The 25,884-nt window shown below is 72.6% G+C and carries 25 protein-coding genes and 1 riboswitch; of the genes, 16 read left to right on the top strand and 9 right to left on the bottom strand.

Going from position 1 to position 25,884, the window contains the following annotated elements; genetic code table 11:
- Nucleotides 1-46: 46 nt before the first annotated feature.
- Together AC1DUE_RS15615 and AC1DUE_RS15610 are read right to left on the bottom strand one after the other, a co-directional pair.
- Entirely contained in the window at nucleotides 47-664 is a 618-nt protein-coding gene (locus AC1DUE_RS15615; RefSeq protein ID WP_477040331.1) for an arsenate reductase/protein-tyrosine-phosphatase family protein, read from the bottom strand.
- Between the two features lie 64 nt (nucleotides 665-728).
- A complete protein-coding gene (locus AC1DUE_RS15610) occupies nucleotides 729-1,172 on the bottom strand; it encodes a VanZ family protein (RefSeq protein WP_477040330.1) in 444 nt (147 codons plus the stop codon).
- Nucleotides 1,173-1,288: 116 nt separating this feature from the next.
- On the opposite strand from AC1DUE_RS15610, the gene AC1DUE_RS15605 reads away from it, so the two are divergent.
- From AC1DUE_RS15605 to AC1DUE_RS15585, 5 genes are all read left to right on the top strand, one after another.
- Nucleotides 1,289-2,614, top strand: a complete 1,326-nt coding sequence (locus tag AC1DUE_RS15605; protein WP_477040329.1) for a UDP-glucose dehydrogenase family protein — start codon at nucleotides 1,289-1,291, stop codon at nucleotides 2,612-2,614.
- A gap of 99 nt (nucleotides 2,615-2,713) precedes the next feature.
- A complete protein-coding gene (locus tag AC1DUE_RS15600; protein ID WP_477040328.1) occupies nucleotides 2,714-3,136 on the top strand; it encodes a MarR family winged helix-turn-helix transcriptional regulator in 423 nt (140 codons plus the stop codon).
- Nucleotides 3,133-4,458, top strand: coding sequence for an MFS transporter (locus tag AC1DUE_RS15595; RefSeq protein ID WP_477040327.1), 1,326 nt, complete (start codon nucleotides 3,133-3,135; stop codon nucleotides 4,456-4,458). The genes AC1DUE_RS15600 and AC1DUE_RS15595 overlap by 4 nt, the downstream gene beginning before the upstream one ends.
- Nucleotides 4,459-4,520: 62 nt before the next feature.
- On the top strand, nucleotides 4,521-6,347 hold the full coding sequence (locus tag AC1DUE_RS15590) for a DUF4012 domain-containing protein (RefSeq protein WP_477040326.1): 1,827 nt from the start codon (nucleotides 4,521-4,523) through the stop codon (nucleotides 6,345-6,347).
- A 192-nt stretch (nucleotides 6,348-6,539) separates the two neighbouring features.
- Nucleotides 6,540-7,265 (top strand): peptidase, encoded by a 726-nt coding sequence (locus tag AC1DUE_RS15585; RefSeq protein WP_477040325.1) that lies wholly within the window; start codon nucleotides 6,540-6,542, stop codon nucleotides 7,263-7,265.
- A gap of 69 nt (nucleotides 7,266-7,334) precedes the next feature.
- Here the strand turns inward: AC1DUE_RS15585 and serC are convergent, their stop codons facing one another.
- Complete coding sequence (gene serC / locus AC1DUE_RS15580; RefSeq protein ID WP_477040324.1) at nucleotides 7,335-8,471, bottom strand: phosphoserine transaminase; 1,137 nt, start codon at nucleotides 8,469-8,471, stop codon at nucleotides 7,335-7,337.
- Between the two features lie 93 nt (nucleotides 8,472-8,564).
- Between serC and AC1DUE_RS15575 the strand changes: the two genes are divergently transcribed.
- From AC1DUE_RS15575 to AC1DUE_RS15560, 4 genes are all read left to right on the top strand, one after another.
- Nucleotides 8,565-9,269, top strand: coding sequence for an iron-dependent transcriptional repressor DtxR (locus tag AC1DUE_RS15575; protein ID WP_477040323.1), 705 nt, complete (start codon nucleotides 8,565-8,567; stop codon nucleotides 9,267-9,269).
- Nucleotides 9,270-9,571: 302 nt separating this feature from the next.
- Nucleotides 9,572-9,737, top strand: a riboswitch (cyclic di-AMP (ydaO/yuaA leader).
- Nucleotides 9,738-9,859: 122 nt separating this feature from the next.
- Nucleotides 9,860-10,501, top strand: a complete 642-nt coding sequence (locus tag AC1DUE_RS15570) for a C40 family peptidase (RefSeq protein WP_477040322.1) — start codon at nucleotides 9,860-9,862, stop codon at nucleotides 10,499-10,501.
- Between the two features lie 297 nt (nucleotides 10,502-10,798).
- Nucleotides 10,799-11,260, top strand: coding sequence for an HNH endonuclease (locus tag AC1DUE_RS15565; RefSeq protein WP_477040321.1), 462 nt, complete (start codon nucleotides 10,799-10,801; stop codon nucleotides 11,258-11,260).
- A gap of 29 nt (nucleotides 11,261-11,289) precedes the next feature.
- A complete protein-coding gene (locus AC1DUE_RS15560; RefSeq protein WP_477040342.1) occupies nucleotides 11,290-12,228 on the top strand; it encodes a universal stress protein in 939 nt (312 codons plus the stop codon).
- Nucleotides 12,229-12,245: 17 nt separating this feature from the next.
- On the opposite strand, the gene AC1DUE_RS15555 is transcribed toward AC1DUE_RS15560, so the two are convergent.
- The gene (locus tag AC1DUE_RS15555) at nucleotides 12,246-12,719 is read right to left on the bottom strand and encodes an Lrp/AsnC family transcriptional regulator (protein ID WP_477040320.1); all 474 of its coding nucleotides are present in this window, start codon (nucleotides 12,717-12,719) and stop codon (nucleotides 12,246-12,248) included.
- Between the two features lie 153 nt (nucleotides 12,720-12,872).
- On the opposite strand from AC1DUE_RS15555, the gene AC1DUE_RS15550 reads away from it, so the two are divergent.
- Complete coding sequence (locus AC1DUE_RS15550) at nucleotides 12,873-14,162, top strand: CAP domain-containing protein (RefSeq protein WP_477040319.1); 1,290 nt, start codon at nucleotides 12,873-12,875, stop codon at nucleotides 14,160-14,162.
- Between the two features lie 154 nt (nucleotides 14,163-14,316).
- Here the strand turns inward: AC1DUE_RS15550 and rocD are convergent, their stop codons facing one another.
- From rocD to AC1DUE_RS15535, 3 genes are all read right to left on the bottom strand, one after another.
- Nucleotides 14,317-15,564 carry an ornithine--oxo-acid transaminase gene (rocD, locus tag AC1DUE_RS15545; protein ID WP_477040318.1) on the bottom strand — a complete coding sequence of 416 codons (1,248 nt, stop codon included), beginning with the start codon at nucleotides 15,562-15,564 and terminating at the stop codon, nucleotides 14,317-14,319.
- Complete coding sequence (gene ddaH / locus AC1DUE_RS15540; protein ID WP_477040317.1) at nucleotides 15,561-16,394, bottom strand: dimethylargininase; 834 nt, start codon at nucleotides 16,392-16,394, stop codon at nucleotides 15,561-15,563. The genes rocD and ddaH overlap by 4 nt, the downstream gene beginning before the upstream one ends.
- A gap of 109 nt (nucleotides 16,395-16,503) precedes the next feature.
- A complete protein-coding gene (locus tag AC1DUE_RS15535) occupies nucleotides 16,504-16,977 on the bottom strand; it encodes an SRPBCC family protein (RefSeq protein WP_477040316.1) in 474 nt (157 codons plus the stop codon).
- Between the two features lie 33 nt (nucleotides 16,978-17,010).
- Between AC1DUE_RS15535 and AC1DUE_RS15530 the strand changes: the two genes are divergently transcribed.
- The gene (locus AC1DUE_RS15530; RefSeq protein ID WP_477040315.1) at nucleotides 17,011-18,003 is read left to right on the top strand and encodes an aldo/keto reductase; all 993 of its coding nucleotides are present in this window, start codon (nucleotides 17,011-17,013) and stop codon (nucleotides 18,001-18,003) included.
- 1 nt (nucleotide 18,004) lies between these two features.
- Here AC1DUE_RS15530 and AC1DUE_RS15525 read toward each other — a convergent pair whose 3' ends face one another.
- A complete protein-coding gene (locus AC1DUE_RS15525) occupies nucleotides 18,005-18,793 on the bottom strand; it encodes a hypothetical protein (protein WP_477040314.1) in 789 nt (262 codons plus the stop codon).
- Between the two features lie 4 nt (nucleotides 18,794-18,797).
- On the bottom strand, nucleotides 18,798-19,265 hold the full coding sequence (locus AC1DUE_RS15520) for an OsmC family protein (protein ID WP_477040313.1): 468 nt from the start codon (nucleotides 19,263-19,265) through the stop codon (nucleotides 18,798-18,800).
- A gap of 142 nt (nucleotides 19,266-19,407) precedes the next feature.
- Here AC1DUE_RS15520 and AC1DUE_RS15515 point away from each other — a divergent pair, with 142 nt between their 5' ends.
- The 5 genes from AC1DUE_RS15515 to AC1DUE_RS15495 all read left to right on the top strand — a co-directional run bounded on the left by AC1DUE_RS15515 (nucleotide 19,408) and on the right by AC1DUE_RS15495 (nucleotide 25,800).
- Nucleotides 19,408-19,890 carry a septum formation family protein gene (locus AC1DUE_RS15515; RefSeq protein ID WP_477040312.1) on the top strand — a complete coding sequence of 161 codons (483 nt, stop codon included), beginning with the start codon at nucleotides 19,408-19,410 and terminating at the stop codon, nucleotides 19,888-19,890.
- Between the two features lie 12 nt (nucleotides 19,891-19,902).
- On the top strand, nucleotides 19,903-20,295 hold the full coding sequence (locus AC1DUE_RS15510) for a DUF4280 domain-containing protein (RefSeq protein WP_477040311.1): 393 nt from the start codon (nucleotides 19,903-19,905) through the stop codon (nucleotides 20,293-20,295).
- Nucleotides 20,296-20,473: 178 nt separating this feature from the next.
- A complete protein-coding gene (locus tag AC1DUE_RS15505; protein WP_477040310.1) occupies nucleotides 20,474-21,046 on the top strand; it encodes a Pvc16 family protein in 573 nt (190 codons plus the stop codon).
- Nucleotides 21,043-23,271: a carboxypeptidase regulatory-like domain-containing protein gene (locus AC1DUE_RS15500; RefSeq protein WP_477040309.1), complete on the top strand. Its 2,229-nt coding sequence runs from the start codon at nucleotides 21,043-21,045 to the stop codon at nucleotides 23,269-23,271. Before AC1DUE_RS15505 ends, AC1DUE_RS15500 begins: the two co-directional genes overlap by 4 nt.
- A 3-nt stretch (nucleotides 23,272-23,274) precedes the next feature.
- A complete protein-coding gene (locus tag AC1DUE_RS15495; RefSeq protein WP_477040308.1) occupies nucleotides 23,275-25,800 on the top strand; it encodes a carboxypeptidase regulatory-like domain-containing protein in 2,526 nt (841 codons plus the stop codon).
- Nucleotides 25,801-25,884: the final 84 nt, after the last annotated feature.

Raw genomic sequence — 25,884 nt, 5'->3', positions numbered from 1 at the left:
GCCTCGTCCGCAGCGCGCCGACGGATCGACCCCCGGCCCCGACCCCCTACCGGCGGACCAGGGTCGTCAGGGTCTCCACCGCCGGGAGGAGCTGGGTGAACGAGCGTTCGTAGAGGGCCGTGTCGCCGCGGAAGGGGTCGACCACGTCGTCGTCGCCCGGGCGGTACGAGGCGAGCCCCCGGCGGCGGCCGGCCAGGGGGATCAGGGCGCGGAGGCGGTCGGCGGTGGTGGCGTTGGCGCCGGGGAGGGAGGACGGGTCGACGTCGAGGGCCAGCCGGGCCAGCTCGCGCAGGGTGAACGTGCGGCGGACGGCGGCGGGCACCAGCTCGACGATCGCGGACCGGTGCTTGCGGGTCATGCCGATGACCAGGTCGGCGGACCGGATCATCGACGCCTCCAGCTGGCGGCTGGCGAAGCCGGACGGGTCGGCGCCGTTCTCCTCGACGAGCTGCGCCATGGTGCCGGTCATCGGCCGGCCGACGAGCGCGCCGGTGCCGGCCGAGCCGATCTCGATCGCCGGCATGAGCGACCCCACCGCGGGGCGGCCCTGGAACGCGGCGCCGAGCCGCGCGGAGAGAAGCCGCTCGACGGCGGGCGACCTGCAGATGTTCCCCGTGCACACGACGAGGACGCGCAGGGGCGCGGTCTCGTCGGAGGGGGTCATGCCCCCCATGATCCCTGGCCGGCGTCGTGCTGCCACACGTTCGCACCCGATCGGCGCAGAAAGATCAGTCGGAGGTGGGTTGGGTGATCACGGTCCGCCGACGAGTCATGAGCGACCGCACAAGGCGCAGGCCGAGCACGCCGAGGGTCGCTCCGAGGGTGTTCAGCACGACGTCCTGGACGGTCGGGACCCTCGTCGGGAGAAAGAGCAGCTGCGCCAGCTCGATGGCCGCGGACAGGCAGAACGCGAGGAGCACGACGAGCCAGGATCGGCGCAGCAGCAGGCCCACGAGGACACCGAACGGCACGAACATGATCACGTTGGCGACGGCCTCGAGGCCGGCGTAGGTGAGGGGGACGCCGATCTGCGACAGCCACGACAGGACCGCGCGGACGAGGTCGAACGTGGACGGCGAGGCGGGTGCGGGCCAGAGCGTCAGGCGCGCGACGACGGCCAGGTAGATCACCAGCGTTGTGACAAGGCCACGACGGAAGGTGATCTGCGACACCCGGTGAACCGTAGCCGACCGCGTTCACCCGTCCGGCGGTGGGCGCCAAGGATCACCCGCCGAGGTCCGAGGTCCGCCGGGTACATTCGTCGGAATCCACCACAAAGGGGCAATTCGTGCGACTTTCCGTCATCGGCTGCGGCTATCTGGGGGCCGTGCACGCGGCGAGCATGGCTCAGCTGGGTCACGACGTCATCGGCATCGACGTCGACGAGCGCAAGATCGACGCGCTGCGGGAGGGCCGCGCGCCCTTCTACGAGCCGGGGCTGCCCGAGCTGCTCACGGAGGCGGGCGCGACCGGACGCCTGTCGTTCAGCACGGACATCGCGGACGCGGCCGGTGCGGACGTCCACTTCATCTGCGTGGGCACGCCGCAGGTGCACGGCGAGTTCCGCGCCGACCTCACCTACGTCAACTCGGCCGTCGAGGCCCTGCGCCCGCACCTGCGGCCCGGTGACGTCGTCGCGGGAAAGTCGACCGTCCCCGTCGGCACCGCGGAGGCGATCGCGGAGGTGCTCGCCGGCACGGGCGCCGTCCTCGTCTGGAACCCGGAGTTCCTGCGGGAGGGCTTCGCGGTCCAGGACACGCTGCACCCCGACCGCCTCGTCTACGGCTTGCCGACGAACAGCGACGGCGAGCCGACGCTCGAGGGCACCAAGGCGCAGTCGGTCCTCGACGAGGTCTACGCGACCCCGCTGTCGGAGGACACCCCGCTCGTCGTGACGGACTACGCGACCGCCCAGCTGGTCAAGGTGGCCGCGAACTCGTTCCTGGCGACGAAGATCTCGTTCATCAACGCGATGGCCGAGCTGTGCGAGTCGACGGGCGCCGACGTGACGCGCCTCGCCGACGCCATCGGCTACGACGACCGGATCGGCCGCCGCTTCCTCAACGCGGGGCTCGGCTTCGGGGGCGGCTGCCTGCCCAAGGACATCCGCGCGTTCATGGCCCGCGCCGGCGAGCTCGGCGTCAGCGACGCCCTCGGGTTCCTGCGCGAGGTCGACTCGATCAACATGCGTCGTCGCGTCCGGGTGGTCGACCTGGCCCGCGAGGTCTGCCACGGCTCGATCGTCGGCCGACGCGTCGCGGTGCTCGGTGCGGCGTTCAAGCCCGACTCCGACGACGTGCGCGACTCCCCGGCGCTGTCCGTCGCCGCGCAGATGCAGCTCCAGGGCGCGCACGTCACGGTCACCGACCCGCAGGCGATCCCGAACGCCCGCGCCAAGTGGCCGGACCTGCACTTCGCGGACACGGCGATCGAGGCCGCGACCGGTGCGGACGTCGTCCTGCTGGCCACGGAGTGGGCCGAGTACCGAGCGCTCGACCCCGACCAGCTGGGCGAGGTCGTCGCGCACCGACGGATGCTCGACGGGCGCAACGTGCTCGAGCCTGCCCAGTGGCGCGCAGCCGGCTGGACCTACCGGGCGCTCGGCCGCCCCTGAGGTCTCCCGACGAGGACAGGCCGTCGCCCGCACCGGGTGGCGGCCTTCGTCATTGCATCTGATTTTCGTTACGCAAGGTAATGACGTATGCTAACGATCGTGACCACGACCTCCGACCCGACCGGCGACCTCCGCATCGCCATCGGCCAGGCGGCGCGACGGATCCGCGCCGAGCGCGGCGGTGCCGGCCTGGCCGACCCGCAGTACACGGTGCTCCTCTGGCTCACCAAGAAGGGGCCGCTCACGCCGGGCCAGCTGGCCGACCTCGAGCGCGTCCAGCCGCCGTCGATGACGCGGACCGTGAACTGTCTCGCCGACCTGGACCTGGTGGCCAAGGCCCCGCACCCGACCGACGGCCGGCAGGTCGTCGTGACGCTGACGGACGCGGGCAAGGCCGAGGTCGAGGAGACCCGGCGGCGCCGGAACATCTGGCTCGCGGGCCAGCTCGACGCGATGACACCCGACGAACGACGGCTGCTGACGGACGCCACCGAGCTGCTGCGGAGGATCGCCCAGGCATGAGCCCCACGTTCTCCTCGCTGCAGTTCCGCAACTACCGCCTCTGGTTCGCCGGGGCGCTGGTCGCGAACATCGGTACCTGGATGCAGCGGGTCGCGCAGGACTGGCTCGTGCTCACGCAGCTCTCCGACGAGTCGGGCGTCGCCGTCGGCATCACGACGGCCCTGCAGTTCGCGCCGGTCCTGCTGCTGTCCCCGTGGGCCGGCCTGCTCGCCGACCGCGTGGACCGCCGCAAGCTCCTGATCGCCACGCAGGTCGGCCAGGGGATCCTGGCCGCCGGGCTCGGGGTGCTGGTGCTCTCGGGGCGCGCGGAGCTCTGGATGGTGTACCTGTTCGCGCTCGCGCTCGGCTGCGTGACGGCGATCGACGGGCCGGTCCGGCAGACGTTCGTCGCGGAGCTCGTGCCTGCCGCCAAGCTCTCGAACGCGGTCGGCCTGAACAGCGCCTCGTTCAACGCCGCGCGCCTGATCGGCCCGGGCGTCGCGGGGCTGCTCATCGCGGCCGTCGGCACCGGCTGGGTGTTCCTCATCAACGCGGCCACGTTCGCCGCGACGATCTTCGCGCTGACCCAGATGCGCTCGTCGGAGATGCGGCCCATGCCGACCGTCGTGCGCGCCAAGGGGCAGCTGCGCGAGGGCGTCGCCTACGTGCGCGGCCGCAGCGACATCCTCGTGATCATGGTCGTGGTGGGCGTCGTCTCGACCTTCGGCCTGAACTTCCAGCTGACCAGCGCGATGATGGCCCGCACCGAGTTCGGCCGGGGCGCGGGGGAGTACGGGATCCTCGGCTCGGTGCTCGCGATCGGCTCGTTGACCGGCGCGCTGCTCGCCGCGCGACGGGAGCGGCCGCGCGTCCGGCTCGTCATCGGCTCGGCCTTCGGGTTCGGCATCGCGACCGGGGTGATGGCGCTGATGCCCACGTACCCGTCGTACGTGGTCGCGTGCATCCCGGTCGGCCTCGCGAGCCTGACCATGATGACGGCCGCCAACTCGACCATCCAGATGACGACCGACCCCGCTGTACGAGGGCGGGTCATGGCGTTGTACATGATGGTGTTCCTGGGCGCGACGCCCATCGGCTCCCCGATCGTCGGCTGGATCGGCCAGACGTACGGCCCGCGTTGGGCCATCGGCATCGGGTCGATCACGGCGCTGCTCGTCGCCACCGGTGCCGCGCTCTGGGCGCGTGCGAAGTGGGACGTCCGGGTCCGCTACAGCGTGCGCACCCGGCCGCACCTCGAGGTGGTCAACCTGCGGGTGCTGCGCGACGACGCGGCCGCCCGGCTGGGCGCCCAGGAGGCGGCGGACCGCCMGGCGGCCGCCTGACGGTCGGGTGAATCGCAGGCGCGACGTGTCGCGGGCGATGTCCGGCATGTGACGATCTGTCCGTGAGTACAACCGTCAAGGGACCCCCGGACTCGGGCGATCTCTTCGACGAGCCCTTCGCCGAGCAGGCGCGGCACTCCCGCGGCGCACCGCATGCGCGCCGGACGCGCACGATCGTCTGGTCGGTGCTCGCGCTGATCCTGGTGCTCGTCCTGCTCGGGGCGTGGCTGGCGTACCGGGCCATCCAGGCGTCGCAGGCGTTGTACGCCGCGCAGAGCGGCTTCGTCGCGATGCAGCAGGACCTGAACACCGGCGGCACCGACAAGATCGCGGAGCAGCTGCCGGCCGTCCGGGACGACCTGGGGCGCGCGGTCGATGCGACGAACGACCCGGTCTGGCGGGCGGCCGAGCACGTCCCGTTCCTCGGTGCCAACCTCGAGGCGGTCCGCATCGTCTCGACGTCGCTCGAGGGCGTGACCACCGACGCGCTCCCGGCGGTGAGCAAGCTCAACGCGCTGCTGAACATCGAGGGCGCGCGCGGCGAGGACGGTCGGGTGGACCTCGCGCCCCTCATCGACGCCGCTCCGGAGATCATCGCCGCCGCGGCGAGCGCGCACCACGCGCAGGACGCGGTCGCGCAGATCGACACGGGTGCGCTCGTCTCGCAGCTGGCCGGGCCCGTCGAGAAGCTGAGCACGTCGCTCGACACGGTGACGGGCGCGCTCGACGCCGGTGCCCAGGTGGCCACGCTCGTGCCCCCGATGCTCGGCGCGGACGGCCCCCGCACCTACCTGATGGTGTCGCTGAACAGCGCGGAGCTGCGCAGCGCGGGCGGCATCGTCGGCGCCTTCGCGGTGCTGCACGCGGAAGACGGGGCGATCACGCTCGTCGACCAGCGCTCGACCCTCGACCTGTCCGGCATCCCCGAGCCGATCCTCCCGCTCACTGACGAGGAGCTGAACCTCGACACCGACCGGCTGGGCCGCTGGGTGCAGGACTCGGTCATGACCCCCGACTTCCCCCGCTCGGCACAGCTCCTCTCGGCCCGCTGGGAGCGCGACATGGGCCAGCACGTCGACGGGGTCATCGCCGCGGACCCGGTCGGCGCCCGCTACCTGCTGCAGGCGACCGGTCCGGTGACCGCCAAGGGCGGCACGACGGTGAACGCCGCCGACGTGGTGGACGTGCTCCTGCACGACGCCTACCTGAACATCGTCGACCCCGCCAAGGTCGACCAGTTCTACGCCGACGTGGCCGCCGCGATCTTCGGCGCCGTCGGGACGGGGCAGGGGAACACGCACGACCTGGTCACCGCCCTGTCCACCGCCGGCTCCGAGGGCCGGATCCGCATCTGGTCGGCGGACGCCGACGAGCAGGGGACGCTCGCCGCCACGCCGCTCGGCGGCGCCTTCCTCTCGGGCGACTTCCCGGACGCGACGGGCGTGTTCCTCAACGACGGCACCGGCGGCAAGCTCGACTTCTACCTCAGCACCCAGGTGACGATCGAGGACCTGCGGTGCAGCGGGCCCGACCCGAGCGCGACGGTCCGGCTCGACCTCGACTACGCCCCGCCGACGAACATCGCGGGCCTGCCCGCGTACGTCATCGGGCCGGGCGTCAACGGGCTGCCCCTCGGCACCCTCGCGACGAACATCAGCGTCTACTCCGCGGTCGGCGACAAGCTCGCACCGCTGGGTCTGGACGGGGGCACGGTGGGCGGGAAGACCGGCACGGCGACGGGTCGCGACGTGGAGATCGTGACGTCGATCCTGCCGCCCGGCGGCCACGAGTCGTACACGGTGACGGTCCCCGTCGAGGACGGCGCCGTGAGCGTGTGGACGACACCCACGCTGACCGACTCCGGTCTTGCCACGGCCACCTGCCCGTGACCCCCTGACCCTGACCTACCCGTTCGCTGCGGACGCGCGTCCGGGAGTTGGACACACGTTCACTCCAAGGGATGAAGTGTGGGTGAATCTGTCCGGTTTATCCCGCTTCACCCGATCTGCCCTGACGTTTCCGGGTTTCGGCGGGCGATGATGGCCGTCTGAAATGTCCGATTCGCGAGCAAAGGCGAGATCATGGTCAGAACACTCCGCGGCATCATCGTGGTGCTGGCGGTAGCCCTCCTGGGCTTCGTCATGGCGCCGGCCTCGGTCGCCGCCGACAACCCCGCCCCCTCGCCGACGGTCAACACGACCGGCTGCACGGACACGGGCGAGTACCCCGCACCCTGCGTGCTGACCGTCAAGGTCCAGACGTTCTGCTCCGAGGACGTCCCCACCCTGACGTACAACGCGGTGCCGGAAGGTACGCCCAACCAGACGGTGACGATCACGTTCGTCAACCCGAGCGGCCCCGACCTGGTCTTCCCCGACCGTCCGCTGAGCGGGACGCTGACGTTCCCGGGTGTTGTGGTCACCGGCGGGAAGGTCGTCGACTGGCCGGGCTGGACCCAGAACCCGGACGGCACCTGGGTCAAGGGTGACCAGTACAACTGGGTCCGTGAGGGCATGGTCATCCACTTCAAGGTGAACCCCGAGGCCGACGCCACCGCCATGTACCCGGGCGCCACCGCAGCGTGCAACCCGCCCAACACCGAGGTGCTCGACTCGCCGGACCCGACGCCGTCGGTGACGACGGTGACGCAGGTGCTCGCCGATCCCGGTCAGAGCGCGTCCGTCCTGTCGGCCACGGGTAGCAACGACGCGCCGCTGCTGGCGGCCGCGATCGGCTTCATCGTGATCGGCGCCGGTGCCGTCACCTTCGTCGCGATCTCGCGTCGCCGCCGGAGCGCGACCCAGTAACAGCACGCGACGACGCCCGCCCCCTTCTCTGACCGGGGGGCGGGCGTCGTCGTCTGCGGAGGGCGCCCGTCAGAGGAGCTGGTCGACCACGTGGTCGACGCAGGCCGTGAGGGCGAGCACGTCGTCCGGGTCCACCGCCGGGTACATGGCGACCCGGAGCTGGTTGCGGCCGAGCTTGCGGTAGGGCTCGACGTCGACGACGCCGTGCGCGCGCAGCACCTTCGCCACGGTCGGCGCCTCGATCTCGGGCGAGAGGTCGATGGTCCCGACCACGTTCGACCGGATCGCGGGATCGGCGACGAACGGCGTGGCCCAGTCGCGCGCGTCCGCCCAGCCGTACAGGTGTCCGGCCGACGTCGCCGTCCGCTCGGCGGCCCAGGACAGGCCGCCCTGGCCGAGGATCCAGTCGAGCTGGTCGGCCAGCAGCACGAGCGTCGCGATGGCCGGGGTGTTGAGCGTCTGGTCCAGGCGCGAGTTGGTGACGGCCGCAGTGAACGAGAGGAACTCGGGCACCCACCGGTCGCCGGACTCGATGCGTGCGGCGCGCTCGATCGCGGCGGGGGAGGCCGCGGCGAGCCAGAGCCCGCCGTCGGACGCGAACGACTTCTGCGGGGCGAAGTAGTAGACGTCGGTCTGGCTGACGTCGACGGCGAGGCCGCCGGCACCGGAGGTCCCGTCGACGAGCACGAGAGCACCTTGCTCGCGCGACCCGGCCACGCGTCGCACCGGAGCGACGACCCCGGTCGAGGTCTCGTTGTGCGGCCACGCGTAGGTGTCGGCTCCGTCGACGAACGCCGGCACCGAGACCTCGCCGGGAGGGACGGCGGTGACCACCGGGGTGCCGAGGAAGGGCGCACGGCCGGCCGCGGCCGCGAACTTGGCGCCGAACTCACCGAACGTCCCGAACGCCGCGACGTCGTCGACGAGGCACAGGGTCGCGACGTCCCAGAACGCCGACGAGCCACCGTTGCCCAGCACGACCTCGTAGCCGTCGGGCAGGTCGAGCAGGGCCGAGAGGCCGGCGCGCACGCGCCCGACGAGCGCGCGCACCGGCGCCTGCCGGTGCGACGTGCCCATGAGCGCCGCGGACGTCCCGGCCAGCGCCTCCAGCTGTGCGGCGCGGACCTTGGACGGGCCGGAGCCGAAGCGGCCGTCGGCAGGCAGCAGGTGAGCGGGAATCGTCAACGGGGCGCGTTCGTCGGGCACGTGCCCGAGGATAGGCGGTCGTCGGCCCCCGATGTCCGCGCGAGCAACTAGCCTGTGCAGCAGCACGGTGACGCGACGTTGGAGGCTGCAGCAGTGAGCGACCTGATCGACACGACGGAGATGTACCTCAAGACGATCTACGAGCTCACCGAGGAAGGCATCACCCCGCTGCGTGCCCGTATTGCCGAGCGGCTCGGGCACTCCGGCCCGACGGTCTCCCAGACGGTGGCGCGCATGGAGCGCGACGGCCTCGTCGTGGTGAGCGGCGACCGGCACCTCGAGCTCACCGGTGCGGGCGAGGCCAAGGCCACCCGGGTCATGCGCAAGCACCGCCTCGCGGAGCGGCTCCTCACCGACGTGATCGGCCTGGAGTGGCCGTACGTGCACGAGGAGGCCTGCCGCTGGGAGCACGTGATGAGCGAGCGCGTGGAGATCCGCCTCGCCGAGCTGCTCAACCACCCGCACTTCGACCCCTACGGCAACCCGATCCCCGGGCTCGGAGAGATCGGCGAGGAGACCACGCACGAGGGCTTCCTCGACGGCGTCACGTCGCTCGTCGTGTTCCAGGGCGAGATCGGGCCCGACGGGGTCGAGCGGGCCGTCGTGGCCCGCATCGCCGAGCCGCTGCAGGTCGACGTCGAGCTGCTGACGCGGCTGGCCGAGGCGGGCGTGCAGCCGCACCAGGAGATCTCGATCGAGCGCTCCGACGGCGTCGTCACGGTCTCGTCGGCGGGGTCGGACATCCTGCTCGACCTGCCCGAGGACGTCGCCCGGCACATCTTCGTCGGGGCGCGCTGAACGCCTCCGACCGGACGGCCCCGTCCGTGCTTCTGGTCGTCGGCACGTTCGTCCGATAGGTCCGTGATCTTCCTGCGGGCCCGTGGGTGACGTCTGCCGACCATGCGGCACGGGCTCCCACCTGCGTCTTCGCAGGTCACCTCGGCGGTTCTCCCACCGAGTACAGGACGGCCGTCCAACACGAGGGAAGATTCTCGTGACCGGAACGTGACAATCGCTGCGAGCGTCATGTACGTTCGTCCTGCTTCTCCAGAACCCTCCTCCGGAGAAGCCCTCGAGCAGAACGCCTAACCCTGCCGCTGCTCCGAGGTTCGCTCTAACCGCCGGCAGGGGCGGGGGACCCAATTGCGGGCACCGGAAGTTCGGTGTCCTTGGGGTGAAGTCGCAGATCCGGTTCGCCGGGGACGCGGCCGGGTGTTCTCCCATCCGAACCCGACAGCTGACCTCGTAGGCCTCAGGAGAGGCACAGCGTGACCGTGAGCACTACTCGCGCCCGCCACCGTGCGGCGCGGCGTCCTTCGACGCCACTGACGGAACTGGCAGCTGCTGCCACGGGTCAGATCGGCACCGTCGGTCGTCGTACAGCCGTCGTGGCCGCGTCGTCGGGACTCGTCGTCTCGATGCTCAGCTCGCCCGCATCGGCCACCGCCGGTGACGCAGGCGCGCTCCCCGCAGTGGACACCGCAGCGCTGACCGCCTCGGCGCGCGCCGTGCTGGACACCGCCCCCATCGTCACCTCGCCGGCGGACGCCACGTGGACGGTCGACATCCCGGCCGTCACGGCCGAGACGCCCCCGCCGCCGCCCCCGCCCGTCAAGGCCAAGGCCAAGGCCGCCTCGCGCAGCGCAGCACGTGCCGCCGCCGCGACGACCCCGGCCGCCGCCGTCCCGCAGTCGGTCGCAGGCAACGCGGTCCTCGAGATCGCCGCCCAGTACGTCGGCACTCCGTACGTGTCCGGTGGCAGCACCCCGGCCGGGTTCGACTGCTCCGGCTTCGTCTCCTACGTCTACGGTCAGCTCGGCATCAGCCTGCCTCGCACGTCCGGGGGCATCAAGGCGGCCGGCACGGTCATCTCCCGCGCCGACGCGCAGCCGGGCGACCTGATCTGGAGCCCCGGGCACATCTCGATCTACGCCGGTGGCGACTCGCAGATCGACTCGCCCCGCCCGGGCAAGACGATCCAGTTCCGCGCCATCTGGCAGAGCGCGCCTGTCTTCATCCGGATCGGCTGACCTCAGCCGCACCGCACGACGAAGCCCCGACGACACCGCTGTCGTCGGGGCTTCGCCACGTCCGGGCCCGTTGTCCCCCAGCCGCCGATGAGCGGCGCGTAGTCTGGCCGTGCACCACGCTGTTGCTTCGCTTCGCCGGGCCGGCAGCCAGCCGGTCCGACCGCCCGAGGTCGGGAGAACGCCGTGCTCGTGAACACGTTGACCGCTGAGACGACCGGGGGAGCGGAAGCCCCCGCCCCGTTGGCCGGAACTGCGGCACCTGGCTCTGCAGCCAGAACCCTCCTGCTGAACGCGAGCATGGAACCGCTGTGCATCGTGAGCCTGCGCCGCGCGGTCGTCCTGGTGATGACGGGCAAGGCCACGGTGCTCGAGTCCGACGGCCGGCTGCTGCACTCCGAGCACGTCGCGGTGCCCCTGCCCGTGGTCCTGTGCCTGACGCGGTACGTGCACGTGCCGGTCCGTCGTCCGGTGCCGCCCACACGCCGCACGGTGCTCCAGCGGGACAACCACCGGTGCGCGTACTGCGGCGGGGGAGCGGACACCGTCGACCACGTGCACCCGCGCTCGCGTGGCGGGCGGCACGAGTGGACCAACGTCGTCGCGGCCTGCGTCCGCTGCAACCACCGCAAGGCCGACAGGCTCCTGCACGAGATCGGCTGGGAGCTCGGATTCGTCCCCAGGGCGCCGCGATGGTCGGTAGCCTTCGGGACCACCTCGGTTCGCACGGAACCGCTCTGGTCGCAGTACGTCGTCGCGTGACTGTGGTCTGAGGAGCAGTCGGGAGGTCCCTGATGAGAGACGACGTGGTCCTCGTGGGGGTCGACGGGTCGTCGGCCAGCCTGCACGCCCTGGACTGGGCGGCCGCGCAGGCGGTGACGCACGGCTGGGGCCTGCGCATCGTCTGCAGCTACTCGTTGCCGTCCTTCACCGCGGCCTCGCTCGACGGCGGCTACGCGGCCCTCGACGACTCCACCATCCAGCAGGGCGCACGAGCGGTGCTCGCCGAGGCGACCGCGCGCGTCTCCGGCCGGGGCCTGCCCGTCACCGCGACGGTGGTCACCGGTGATGCGGCGGGCGTCCTCGTCGACATGTCGCACACCGTCCGCGCGGTGGTCGTCGGGACGCGCGGGGGCGGCGGGTTCGCCGACCGGCTCCTGGGCACCGTCTCGTCGGCCCTGCCCGCGCACGCGTACTGCCCGACGGTCGTCGTCCCGCTGCGGCGTGGAGGCAAGCCGCTCCCCGACGATGTCGCCATCCCGCCCGTCCGGCCGGTGCGCCGCATCGTCGTGGGCGTCGACGGGTCACCCGCGGCGGAGTACGCCCTGCGGTACGCGATCGTCGAGGCGGAGAAGTGGGACGCCGAGCTGACCGCCGTCGCGGGCGTGCCGGTCGGATCGATGACCGGCGTCCTGGCCTGGCTGCCGGCGGCCGTGGACCGCGAGCAGGTGCTGCGCGACGTCACCGAGGGCCTGCACGTCGTCGTCGACCGTGCGCTGGCCGACCACCCGGGCGTGACCGTCAAACGGCACGCCCTGGACGGCACGGGCGCCGAGCTGCTCACCGAGTTCTCCGCCGCGACGGACCTGATCGTCGTCGGGTCACGCGGCAGGGGCGGGTTCGCGGGGCTGCTGCTCGGGTCGACCAGCCAGGCGGTCCTGCACCACGCCGACTGCCCGGTCATGGTGGTCACCAACCGCTGCGCGGCGGACGCGGCCGCCGCGAGCTAGGCCGGCGGCGGAAGGTCTCAGGCCTCCGGGTCCGGCGGGACGTCGGGGCGCCGCACCAGCGCGGACAGGACCACGGTCGAGCGCGTCCGGGACACGAACGGCTCGGCGGCCAGCCGTTCGACCACGCGCTCGAGGTGCCGCATGTCGCGCGCCCGCACCTGGACCATGAGGTCGACGTCGCCGGTCACCGTGCTGGCGGCGACGACCTCCGGGTAGTGCTCGACGGCCGCGCGCATCGTCGCCGGGCTCGTCGACCCCTGGCAGAACAGCTCGACGAACGCCTCGGTCTGCCAGCCCATCGCCGCGGGGTCGAGCCGGACGGTGAAGCCGCGGATCACGCCGCGGTCGCGCAGCCGGTCGACACGACGCTTCACGGCCGGCGCCGAGAGCGAGACCTGCTCGCCCACCTGCGCGAACGTCGCGCGAGCGTCCTGGCCGAGCACGCGCAGGATGGCGGTGTCCAGGGAGTCGAGCCCGGTGTCGTCGGTCACCCGCTCATCATGGCCGAGGCCGCGGGTCCGTGACGTGCCGGCGTCGCCCGAATGCCAATGCCCCAAGAGTGCTCAAGCCGGACAGCGGGCATGCCGAGAGGACCTGTGGGACGGTCTATCGGAGCGTCCTCGCAGTTTCGTGATGGAGGCGACGTGGCAAGAGACACCAAGAAGCGCATCGACACCGTACCGACGCCGCGCGCGTCGGTCGTGGACGTGGCCGAGACCGAGCCCGTCGGCGTGTTGGAAGTCGATCTGGTGAGCGTCGCCGCAGCCGCCTCCGAGGCCGCCGCCCAGACCGCGGTCAAGCCCCGACGTGGACCCGCCGCGCGCTCCCTGAAGCCGCCGGCCGCCCCGGCCGTCGAGGTGCCTCGCCAGCCGTCGGCGCCGTCCCCGCTCGTCGCGAGCGCGCCCGCGTCCGCCCCTCCCGCGACCCCGGTCCGGGAGCGCTCTGCGCGGCGCGCCGTGTGGATGGCTGTCGCGTCCGTCGTCGTCGTCGCCCTCTCCTCGGGCAGCGCGGTCTATGCCTCCGAGACCAACCGCCTGAAGGCCCAGGACGCCGCTCTCGCCGCCGGGCTGCGGGTCGACGGGCCGGTCGTCGCCGCGTCCCGCGACGCGGCCGCCGAGCAGGCCGCCGAGCTCGCGGTCGCGACCGCGGCGCTCACCGCCAACCGCGCCCGTGCCGCCGCCCAGGCGCAGTCGGTCGTCGACCAGGCGAACGCGACCTTGGGTGCGACCCCGAACGCCGGCGACGCCCCGCGTGCCGCTCTGACCGCCGCGTCGTCCGCGGTCACCGCGACCCTCGTCGCGCCCGCCACGAGCGCTGCGTCGCTGCGCAAGGTCACCGGCGGCGTCGCCGCACCCGCGAAGGCCGCGATCGACGGCCAGGCCGCCTGGGAGGCGGCCGAGGCCGCCCGCATCGCCGCCGAGCAGGCCGCGGCAGCCGCCGCCGCTCAGCAGGCCGCCGCTGCCGCTGCCGCCCGCGCCTCGACGAAGAGCGCACGTGCCTCGCGGACCACGGCTCCCCGGTCGAGCGCGGGTGCTGCCGCAGGCGCCCCGGCCGCTGCTCCCTCGGGCATCCCCGCGGGGGGCAAGGTGTGCAGCGGCTCGGGTGGTTCGGGGGCCGGTGCCTCCAGTGCCGGAGCCATCGGCGCCGCGATCAACTCCTACCGCGCGAGCCTCGGCCTGCCGCAGCTCTCCGTGTCCACCAGCGGCAGCCTGACGTCGCACGCGATCACCATGGCGAACGCCGGGGGCATCTGGCACTCGGGCAGCGACAACATCGTCGCCTGCGTCAGCAACGGCTCGGCGTCGACGATGGTCTCGGCCTGGTCGAACTCGCCCGGTCACGACGCCCAGATGCGCCGCACCGACGTCTCCAGCATGGCCGTCGGCGGCGCGAGCCTGAACGGCTGGCTGTTCGGCGCCGTCAAGTTCAGCTGATCCGCTCCGCGACGTCCGAGCCAACGGCCGCCCAGGCGACCCCCGGCTTGGGCGTCGCTGCGTCTCCTCGTCGGAGGCAGGTCCGCGCCCGTGCGGGTCAGGGGCCACACGGACGCGGACGTTCAGGGGTGCGCTCGCCGGCGCACTGGCCGGGTCAGCGCAGGGCGTGCTCCAGGTGGTCCGTCGCGAGGTCGAGGTCGGCCTCGGTGATGGTCAGCGGGGGAGCGAGCCGGATGGTCGAGCCGTGGGTGTCCTTGGCCAGCACGCCGCGGGCGAGGAGCCGCTCGCAGAGGTCGCGGCCGTCCACGGGTCCCGACGAGGATCCGGGCACGACGTCGAGCCCCGCCCACAGGCCCGCGCGACGGACGGAGGCGAGCAGGCCGTCGGCGACGAGCCCGTCGAGCCGCTCGCCCCAGCGGGCGCCGAGCGACGCGGCGGAGGCCTGCAGCGAGCCGTCGGACAGGAGGTCGACGACCGCGAGGGCGACGGCGCACGCGAGCGGGTTGCCGCCGAACGTCGACCCGTGGGTGCCGGCGGTCAGCACGCCGAGCATGTCGGACCGGCCGACGACCGCGGAGACCGGCAGCACGCCTCCGCCGAGCGCCTTGCCCAGCGTCACGAGGTCCGGCTTCACGCCCCAGAGCTCGGACGCCAGCGTGGTCCCGGTGCGGCCGAGGCCGGACTGGATCTCGTCGCAGATCAGGAGCACGTCGGCGTCGGTGCACAGGGCACGGACCGCGGGCAGGTAGGACGCGGGCGGGATGACGACGCCCTGCTCGCCCTGGATCGGCTCGATCAGGACGGCGACCGTCGTCTCGTCGATCGCGGCGGCCAGCGCTGCGGCGTCGCCGTACGGGACGATCCGGAAGCCCGGCGTGTACGGGCCGAACCCGCGGCGGGCGTCCTCGTCGGTCGAGAAGGACACGATGGTCGTCGTGCGGCCGTGGAAGTTCCCGTCGGCCACGATGATCGTGGCCCGGCCGTCCGGCACGCCCTTGACGTCGTAGCCCCACTTGCGGGCGGCCTTGATGGCGGTCTCGACGGCCTCGGCGCCCGTGTTCATCGGCAGCACCATCGGGGGCCCGGCGACGAGGGGTCCGACGAGCCCGGCGAGCGCCTCGGCGAACGGCACGAGCAGGTCGTGGTCGAACGCGCGGGACGTCAGCGTGAGCCGGTCGATCTGCGCGTGCGCCGCGGCGACGAGCGCGGGGTGCCGGTGCCCGAAGTTCAGCGCCGAGTACCCGGACAGCAGGTCGAGGTAGGGGCGCCCGTCGACGTCGGTCACCCAGGACCCCAGCCCGTCGACGAGCATGACCGGCAGGGGGTGGTAGTTGTGCGCGAGCACGTCGGACGCCTCGGACGACGTCCGGGAAGGCACGGCCACGGGCGAGACGAGGGTCATCGCGGTGCGCGGATCTCGAGGGTGCAGCACTTGGCGCCGCCGCCGCCCTTGAGCAGCTCGCTCGTGTCGACGGGGATCGCGTTGTAGCCGCGCTCGCGCAGGGCTCCGGCGAGGTCGACGGCACCGGGCGCGACGACGACGTTCTGCCCGTCGGACACGGCGTTGAGGCCGAGCGCGCGGGCGTCGTCGGAGGTCGCGTGGATCGCGTCGGGGAACAGCTGCTCCAGGACGGCCCGCGACCCGGCCGAGAAGGCGGGCGGGTAGTAGGCGATCTGCGGGTCGTCGGCCGAGCTCGACAGGACCGCGAGGGCCGTGTCCAGGTGGTAGTAGTGCGGCGAGACCAGCTCGAGCGAGACGACCGGGCGGCCGAACAGCTCCTGGGCCTCGGCGTGCGCGAGCCGGTCGGTGCGGAACCCGGTGCCGGCCAGGATCAGGTCGCCGACGACGAGCAGGTCGCCCTCGCCCTCGTTGGTCTCGGCGGCGGTGTGCGTGACGTACCCACGATCGGCGAACCACTTCTGGTACGCGGGGCCCTCGGCGGCACGCTCGGCGTAGCGGAAGCGCGCCGAGTAGACGACGCCGTCGACGACTGTCGCGCCGTTCGCGGCGTAGACCATGTCCGGCAGGCCGTCGATCGGGTCGATCGTCTCGACCGTGTGCCCGAGCTCCAGGTAGGTGTCGCGCAGACGTCGCCACTGCTGGACGGCAAGACCGGCGTCGGTGTGCTTGGTCTTGTCCATCCACGGGTTGATCTCGTAGGAGACCGTGTAGTGGACCGGCTCGCACATCAGGTAGTGGCGAGCGGTACGTCCGGGGGCAGTGGGGGGCATGGGTGGCTCCTCGTGGCGTGTCGTTCCCACGAGGGTACGAGCCGGTACGGTCCGACGGCCGGATCTCGGATTGCGCATCTGGGCGCGATCCGTTGCGTTGTCGGAGCAGTCAGTGGTGATCTGTTGCGCGAACCTCGCCCAGAGCGCGCATTAGTGCATATCGGACCATGCCGCCGAGGAACGGACGCATGGCGAGCTCGGTGAGTCGGCGCGGCACCGGTCCCGCCAGCCACACGTGCTCGCTCCACAGGACCCGGCACGACGAGGGACCGGCGGGCACGACCACGATCGACGCGGTGCCCTTGAGCACGTGCCCGGTCTTGGTGAACTCCGCGACGCCGGTACGGGTGTCGGTCGGCGGGTCGTAGCGGTCGATGCGCATGACGTCGGCCAGCCCGAGAGCGCCCCGCCGAGCGAACGGACCGGACACCGCCGTGAACACCGACCCGACCTCGGGCGCGTCCGTCGACAGCCCCACCCGCGTGAGCGGCACCCACCGTCCGTGGTTGCGGGGGTCGGCCACCAGGGCCCACGCGGTCGCGGCATCGACGGGGAACACGCGCACGACGGCGTCGGTGGTCATGACCCCATGGTGGACCCCGGTAGCGTCGGCGGCATGGAGAGCAGGCAGCTGGGGCGTACGGGTCGGTCGGTCGGCGTGGTCGGCCTGGGGTGCTGGCAGCTGGGTGCGGACTGGGGGTCCGTGGACGACGACGTGGCTCTCGGGGTCCTCTCCGCCGCCGTCGACGCGGGCGTGACGTTCCTCGACACCGCCGACGTCTACGGCGACGGCCGCTCCGAACGGCTGATCGGCCGGTTCCGCGCCGAGTCCGGTGCGGCCGCGGCCGGCCTGACCGTCGCGACGAAGATGGGCCGCCGCGCCGACCCGCACACCGCCGACGCCTACACGCTCGACGCCTTCCGCGCCTGGACGGACCGCTCGCGGGCGAACCTCGGTGTCGAGACGCTCGACCTGGTCCAGCTGCACTGCCCGCCGAGCGAGGTCTACCGCCGCGAGTCCACCTATGACGCCCTGGACACCCTCGTGCAGGAGAGGCGGATCGCGGCGTACGGGGTCTCGGTGGAGACCGTCGACGAGGCGCTCGACGCGATCGTCCGGCCGCACGTGGCGACGGTGCAGATCATCCTCAACGTGTTCCGTCGCAAGCCGCTGGAGGAGGTGCTGCCGCTCGCCGTGCGGCACGGCGTCGGCATCATCGCGCGCGTCCCCCTGGCCAGCGGGCTGCTGAGCGGCAAGTACGACGAGCACACGCAGTTCGCCGCCGACGACCACCGCTCGTACAACCGCAACGGCGACGCCTTCGACGTGGGGGAGACGTTCGCCGGCGTGCCGTTCGAGGTCGGTGTCCAGGCCGCGCGCGAGGTGGCGTCGCTGACGCCCCCGGGATCCACGACCGCGCAGCTGGCCCTGCGGTGGGTCGTCGACCAGCCGGGCGTCTCGACGGTGATCCCCGGCGCGCGCAGCCCGGAGCAGGCGCGGGCCAACGCCGCGGCGGCCGAGCAGCCCCGGATCGACGAGGAGACCCTGGACGGGCTGCGCGGCGTGTACGACGGACGGATCAGGCCCCTCGTGCACCAGCGGTGGTGAGCTAGAGGTCCTCGGCCGACGGCGCCGGGGACTGGTCCGGGACGGCGGTCAGGGCGCGGCGGGCCTTGCGACCGCGCAGCCCGGACGGCAGGCGGCGCTGCGCCGGGAGGATCACCGGCACGTCGTCGGGACCCGCGATCTCGAACACGCGCGCGAACTGGGCGGGCGGGGGCCCGAAGGCCTTGCGCGCGCCGTCGATCACCGTGCGCCCGAGCCCGCGGGCACCGGCCACACCGATGACGATGCCGATGCCGAACGGGATGATGCGGCCGATCGCCAAGCCGGTCTGCTTGCCCACCTGCGTGCGGACGAACCGGCGGGTCATGGTGGTGTTCACCTTGCGCACCGTGGCCATCGGCATCCGCGTCAGCAGGGCGCGCGCGACGCTCACCGAGGTCAGCTCGGCCCCGTCGGCGACGATCACGGCCTTGTTCTCGCCGAGGATCGTGGTCAGCAGCAGGGCGGTGCGCCGGTCCGCGTCCTCGACCTCGATGCCGTGCACGGACGCGACGGCCAGCGCGAACGCCGCGGAGGCACCGAAGAACGTGGCGATGTCGCTGGCGGTGAGGGCGAGGGCGACGCCGGTGCCGACCGCGGGCGCCGCTGCGACGGCGCCGACCGCACCGCCGGTGCTCTGCACGACCCGCAGGTACTCCTTCTCGAGCAGCCGGATGATCTGCTCCGGCTTCGCCTCGGGGTTGCGTCGGCGCAGGGACGCCACGTGGGCGTGGATGGTCGAGGACGGGATGGTCACCGCCTTGGCGAGAGCCGCGTCGACGACGCCCGGCATGCGCTCAGCGCTCCCCGGTGACGGTCAGCTGCACGGTCGCGCCGGCCTCGAGCGTGCGCCCGACGGTGCAGTGCGACTCGATCGCGCGGTGCACGACCGTCAGCAGGCGCTCGCGGGCGGTCGCGTCGAGCGCGCTGAGGTCCACGACGAGCTCCTCGAGGAACGCGGGGTAGCGGTCCTCGTCGTCGTCGCTCATGCCCGACACGTTGATGGTCACGTCGACGTCGTCGCCGAGCCGGTGACGCAGCGCCGAGTCGGACGCGAGCCCGCTGCAGCCGGCGAGCGCGATCTTCAGCAGCTCCCCGGGGCTGAACGCGGCCTCGTCGCCGACGCTTCCGATGAGCACCTCGGCGCCCCGCGAGTTCCGCCCGGTGTAGCGGCGCACGCCCGTGCGCTCGACCCACAGCCGGGTCTCGTCGGCGTTGCTCGTCACGTCGGGCGCCCCCTGAGGCGCTGCCTGCTCCGTCGTCATCCCGCGATCCTGCCATGCGTCGCGCGATCGGGCCGAAGTTGCGCAGCGACTACGGATGGGGGCGCCCAGGGCTGCTGGTTAGGCTGCACCCGCGGTCGCCCCTGACCGCTCGCAGGGTGGAGGTCCGTGCGTGGTGTCGCTCGTGAGGCGCTCGGCAAGCCTCGGCGTGCTCGCGGTCGTCGTGGCGCTCGTCGTCTCGGGGTGCTCGTTCTTCGACCGGAACGACGACAAGGCGACCTCGACCTCCGTGTTCGACGTCAAGATCGGCGACTGCTTCCTCGCACCCGAGGAGATCACGGTCGAGCTGACCGACCTGAACCGCGTGACGTGCGAGACGCCGCACCAGCAGGAGTCGTACGCGCTGCTCACCTACACCGACCCGGGCACCGACAAGACGCCCGACACCTTCCCCGGCGACGCCGCGCTGAAGTCGTTCGCCGACGGCTCGTGCGCCGAGGAGTTCCAGGGCTACGTGGGCGTCGACTACCGCGACTCGAGCCTGTTCTTCACGTACCTGGTGCCGTCGGCGCGCAGCTGGCAGCAGGACAGCGACTCGACGGTGATCTGCTTCGTCACCACCACCGGCCAGACGCTCACGAAGTCCGTCGCCGACTCCGGCATGTAGCGAGGGGGAACCATGGGCAAGCCCGCCGCGGTCGCGACCGCGACCCTGCAGTGCAGCTTCGGGCTGGCACCGTCCACGCTCAACGTCATCCCGATCAGCCGTGTGCTGATCGAGGGCAAGCCGGCGGCGACGATCACCGACATCCTGCCGGGGGCCAACATCCCGCCCTTCGGCATGTGCACCAGCCTGGCCAACCCGACCGTGGCGGCGGCGACGGCGGCGGCCCTCGGGGTGCTGACGCCGATGCCGTGCATGCCGACCGTCGTCGCACCGTGGGCGCCGCCGGCGGCCCAGACGCTGATCGGCGGAAAACCGGCGCTCACCATGGGCGCGATGTGCAACTGCGCCTTCGGCGGGGTGATCCAGATCCTCAACCCGGGGGCCATGAAGACCCTCGAGGGCTGACCCCCGCACACGCACAGGATCAACATCGGTAGCGATTACCGATGCTCCCCGCAGGCCGCCCTGCATAGCCTGCGGATGTCCTGCCGGTATCCGGGCGCAGGGTCGCGCGCGCGAGAGCACGTGGGCGTGAACCGGTTCCTGCACGCCCGATACCCGCAATCGCTCGAGGAGGCAGTGCGTGCTGATCCCAGCGGTCGAGGACGGTCTGGAGAAGCTCCTGCGCAGCACGCTCCCGCTGCCGGTCGAGCAGGGGGACATCTCGTTCGACTCGCCCAGCACCACGTGGTCGGCGCAGGTCAACCGCCTGACCGTCAACCTCTTCCTGTACGGGGTCTCGCGCAGCAGCCAGCCGAACCGTGGTCCCGCGCTGCGGACGAACGCCGCAGGGGTCGCCGAGCGACGTCATGCTCTGCCGATGGTCGAGCTGTCGTACATGGTCAGCGCGTGGGCCGGTTCGACCCGTGACGAGCACCTGCTGCTCGGTGACGCGCTGACCCGCCTGCTCGCGCACCAGGTCCTGCCCGCCCAGCACGCCTCCCCGGCCCTGCAGTCCTCGGTCCAGCTCTCGCTCGCCGAGGACGAGAAGGTGCGGCCGCGCGACGTCTGGGGCGGCCTGGGCGGGACGCTCAAGGCCTCGTTCACGCTCCTGGTGACCGTCGCGGCGGACGCCTACGACTGGGAGACCGAGGCACCGCAGGTCACCTCCGTCGTCGGCACGGCCGTCCCCATGCCGGCGGGCCTGCGTCCGTGAGAGTCAGCAGCACGGTCGAGCGGCTCGACGTGCCGCCCGGCGGGAGCGGCGTCGTGCCCCTCGAGGTCATCAACACCTCGGCCGTCATCGAGTCGCTCTCGGTCCGGGTGATCGGGCTTCCCGACGACCTCTTCCGCTCCGAGCCGACCGCGCTCGCCCTGTTCCCGGAGGCGTCCGGGGCGCTGACCATGACGCTCGCGCTGCCGGAGGCGTTCCCCGCCGGCACCTACCCCGTGACGCTGGTGATCACCGGCAGCGCGCCGGGTGCGACCGAGGCGTTCCACGACCTCGACCTCGTCGTTCCGCCGCACCCCCACCTCGCGCTCACGGCGACGCCGTCGCGCGTGCGCACGCGAGGCCGCGCGGCGTTCACGGTCGACGTTCGCAACGACGGGAACGTGCCGCTCGACGTCGCCCTGCGGGCGGTCGACAGCGACCGCACGCTGCGCACCACCCTGACCCCGTCGACGCTCTCGGTGGTGCCGGGTGCGTCCACGTCCAGCACCGTCCTGGTCAAGGGGCCGCGCCAGCTGCTCGGCTCGGACCGCGACCGGCCGCTCAAGGTCGCCGCGCTGGCCACGGACACGCAGGCCGAGGTCGAGCTCGTCCTGCGGCAGCGCTCGACGATCAGCCGCGGGCTGCTCACCGCGCTGATCCTGCTCGCGATCCTGGCCGCCTGGGCGCTCGCGTTCCTGCTCGGCATGCAGCAGGTGTTCGGCACGGACCCGTTCACCAAGGTCGCGCCGGCGTCGTTCTTCGCGGCCACCGTCAGCGAGGACGGGACGACCGGGACCGACGAGAGCCCCAACGGTCCGCCCGCGGGCGCGCTGGCCAAGGACGGGCCGGTGCCGGCCGGCGTCGGCGCGACGATCACGGGCGTGGTCACGGGTGCGTCCGACGACCAGGGCGTCGGACGGATCACGGTCGACGCGCTGCGCGAGTCGCCGACCGAGGGGCTCGTCGTGGTCTCGTCGGCGGCGACGCAGGCCGACGGCACCTACTCGATGGCGGGCGTGTTCCCTGGCAGCTACATCATCCGGGTCAGCGCCGACGGCTACGAGACCGCGTACTACGGCGGCTCGACGACCCCGCAGGGCTCCACGCCGGTCAGCGCGCCCGCCCAGCAGGTGAAGGCCGGCGTGAACATGCCGATCACCGGGCTGCCGGCGTCGATCAACGGGAACGTGGACACGGGCGAGGCGCCCGGCGTCGTCGCGGTCACGGTGACCGCGAAGCCGGCGTGGGACGGCGCGGACCCCGCGACGGTCTACACGACGACGGCCGACGCCTCCGGCGCGTACGTGTTCAGCGGCCTGCCCGCGCCGGGCACCTACGAGCTCAGCTTCGTCGCCGAGGGGTACCAGCCCTCCACGGTCACCGAGCGCGTGCTCGGTGGGCAGAACCGGTTCTCTCTCGACGTGCGGCTCGGTGCAGGCACGGGGCAGATCTCGGGGATGGTCACCGACGGCCGCAGCCCGCTCGGCGGCGTGCAGGTGAGCACGACCTCGAACGGCAAGGAGCTCGTCGTCGGCACCCCGACCGTCGGGCAGGTGGGCCAGTTCGTGCTGCCGAACCTGCCGACCCCGGCCACCTACGTCCTGACGTTCACCAAGGTCGGCTTCAGCACCCGCACCGTGGTGGTGGACCTGCGCGCCGGGGAGATCCGCGGCGACCTGAACATCGTCATGTCCGGCGGCGCCGGCGTGGTGACGGGCACGGTGCTGGACTCCTCGGGCGCCGGGCTGGGAGGCGTCACCGTCACCGCCGGCGGTTCCGCGACCACGCTCAGCACCACCACCCTGACCTCCGGAGCGGTCGGCACGTTCACGCTCACGGGCCTGAACCCCGGGTCGGTCACGTTGACGTTCAGCAAGACCGGCTACACGCCGGCGAGCGTGCCGGTGACGCTCACCGAGTCCGGACCGACCGCACCCGTGACGGTCACGCTGTCGTCGGCGCTCGGGTCGGTGACGGGTCGGGTGACCGACCAGAACGGCGTGGGCGTGGCCTCGGCGACCGTCCAGGCGACCGACGGCGTGATCACGCGGTCGACCACCTCGACCGCGGCAGGTCCGCTCGGCGCGGGCACGTACCTGCTGGCCGACCTGCCGGCCGGCACGTACACACTCTCGGTGACGACGGGCGGTGCGGTCGTCTCGACGGCCGTGGTGACCATCAGGTCGGGTGCCGTCGCGACCCAGGACCTGCCGATCGGCGGTCCCTGACCCATGCGCCTGAACGTCGAGCCCCAGCGCGCGACCGCGACCCCCGGCATCCCGACCCTGCTGGGCGTCGTGGTCACCAACGCGTCCGACGTCATCGCCGGGTACGTGCTGCGGGTGCTGGGCGCGGACCCGTCGTGGGTGGAGATCGAGGACCCGTCGCCGCGCCTGTTCCCCGGCGAGTCGGTGTCGGTCGCCGTGATGATCACGCTGCCGGTCGGGGTGCCGGCGGGCGAGCGGCGCGTGGCCATCCAGGTGCGCGACGTCACCGACGAGGCGGCGATCGCCATCGAGGACGTCACGCTCGACGTCCCCGCGCAGCCGCGGACCTCGGTGAAGCTCGAACCGACCACCGTCACCGCCGGCAAGGCCGCCGCGTTCACGGTGCTCGTCCTCAACGAGGGAAACACCGTCCAGCACGGCAGCCTCGTCGCCAGCGACCCCGAGGCCAAGACCACCTACACGTTCGCCCCGCCCACGTTCAGCCTGTCGCCCGGCGAGAGCGCGTCGGTCGCGCTGGAGACGTCGGCGAAGCGCCCGTGGGTCGGCGACCCGATCCTGCGGCCGTTCGAGCTGCGCGTCGACAGCACCGCGACGCCGGCGTCGCCGGAGGCACCGCCGGCCGCCGCGGGCGTCTTCATCCAGAAGTCCCGGCTCTCGCGCGGGCTGCTCGGCCTGCTCGGCCTGCTGCTCGCGCTCACGCTCTTCGCGGTGATCATCACCCTGGCGCTCAGCTCGGTGGTCGGCCGCTCGGCCGCGGACCGCGACCTCGCGCTGCAGGTGGCGCAGGCCCGGCAGGCCGCGGCGCAGACGGGCACCAGCGCGATCAGCGGCACGGTGATCGACCTGTCGACCGGCGCGCCCGTGCCCAACGTCAGCGTCGCCCTGTTCACCTCGGACGACCCGTCGGACCCGTTCGTCACCACCGCGACCGTGAACGACGGGACGTTCTCGATCCTGCGCCTCCCGGCGGGGGAGTACACGCTGCGCGTCACCGGCGCCGGCCTGACGGAGGTCTGGTACGCCGCGTCGGCCACCCAGGCGGACGCGACGGCGATCACCGTGACCGCGGGCCAGACCGTCTCCGGGCTCACCGTCGTCGTCGGTGGCGTGCCTGCGACGATCGCGGGGACCGTGGTCGGCGACGACGTCGCGGGCGCGACGCTGACCGTCGAGATGCCGCTCGACAGCCCGCCGCTCGCCGGTTCGGTGACGCCCGAGCCCGACGAGGCCCCGCCGCCCGTCGGCTCGGGTGCCGTGGTTCGCACCGTCCCCATCGGGGCCGACGGGACGTTCCAGGTCGAGGGTCTGCCGTCGCCGGCGCTCTACGACCTGGTCGTCTCCAAGGCCGGGTTCGCCAGCACGGTCCAGCGCGTGGACGTCGGCGCCGGTGAGGACCGCACCGGTGTCGTGCTGTCGCTGCTGACCGGCGACGGGTCGATCGCCGGGACGGTCTCCGGGTTCGACGGGCCCGTGGGCGGCGCGACCGTCGTCGCGACGACCGGGCAGATCACGGTCGAGACCGTCTCCCTCACGCAGGACGCGGTGGGCTCGTTCGTGCTGCGCGGGCTGCCGACGCCCGGCACCTACACGGTCGTCGTGTCGGCCGACGGCTACTCGCCCGCGACGCTCAACCTCACGCTCACCGCCGCGCAGCAGCTCACCGGGGTCTCCGTGGTGCTCGGTCGTGACCAGGCGACCCTGGCGGGTCAGGTCTCGGTCCCGGGCGGCAACCCGGCCGGCGTCACGGTGACGGTCACCGACGGTGCGGTCACTGCCCAGACCGTCACCCAGTCCACGGCGCCGGCGGGGCACTGGGAGGTCACGGGCCTGCGCGTGCCGAGCACCTACACGGTCACGTTCTCGCGCGCCGACCTCGAGTCGCAGGTGCTCTCGGTGGGTGTCGACGGGTTCGGCAACGTGACGTCCGGGGCGCCGAGCGCGACCCAGGTCAACGCGACCATGCGGGCCGCCGACGCGAGCATCTCGGGCGTCGTCAGCCAGGCCGGCACCACCGGCACGGCCGTCCCCGTCGGCAACGTCACCGTGACCGTCAGCTCCGGGATCACGCAGCGCACGGTGACCACCGCGTCGACGCCCACGTCGCAGGTGGGCCGGTACATCGTCGAGGCCCTGCCGCCCGGGACGTACACGGTGACCTTCTCGCGCGCCGGCACGAGGCCGACGTCGACGATCGTGATCCTGTCCGCGTCGCAGGACAAGATCCTCAGCCCGGTGCTCGTGGCGCCGGCGCGGATCTTCGGCCGGGTGACGACGAACCAGGAGGTCCCTGCCGCCGGGCGCACCGTCGCGCTGTACCTCGCCTCGCAGTACGGGACGGCCGCGCCGCCCGTCGCGACGACCACGACCGACGAGGAGGGGCTGTACCAGCTGGACGACGTGGACGCCCCCGAGCACTACATCCTCGAGGTCCGCAGCTCGCCCAACGGGTCGGTCCTCGTGACGTCCCCGCCCGTGACGATCGCGGCGAGCGAGCAGCTCGAGGTCACCCTCGACATCACGCCACCCTGACAGCCGCAGATTCACAGGTCACGAACTGACCTCGAACCTCAGCCCGGGCCCGTGACAGGCCGACAACCATCAAGAACCCTCGAA

Source organism: Cellulomonas sp. P4_A2 (assembly GCF_056402515.1).
Note: the sequence above shows the minus strand (reverse complement) of the source record. Positions and strands in the feature narration are given on the sequence as shown.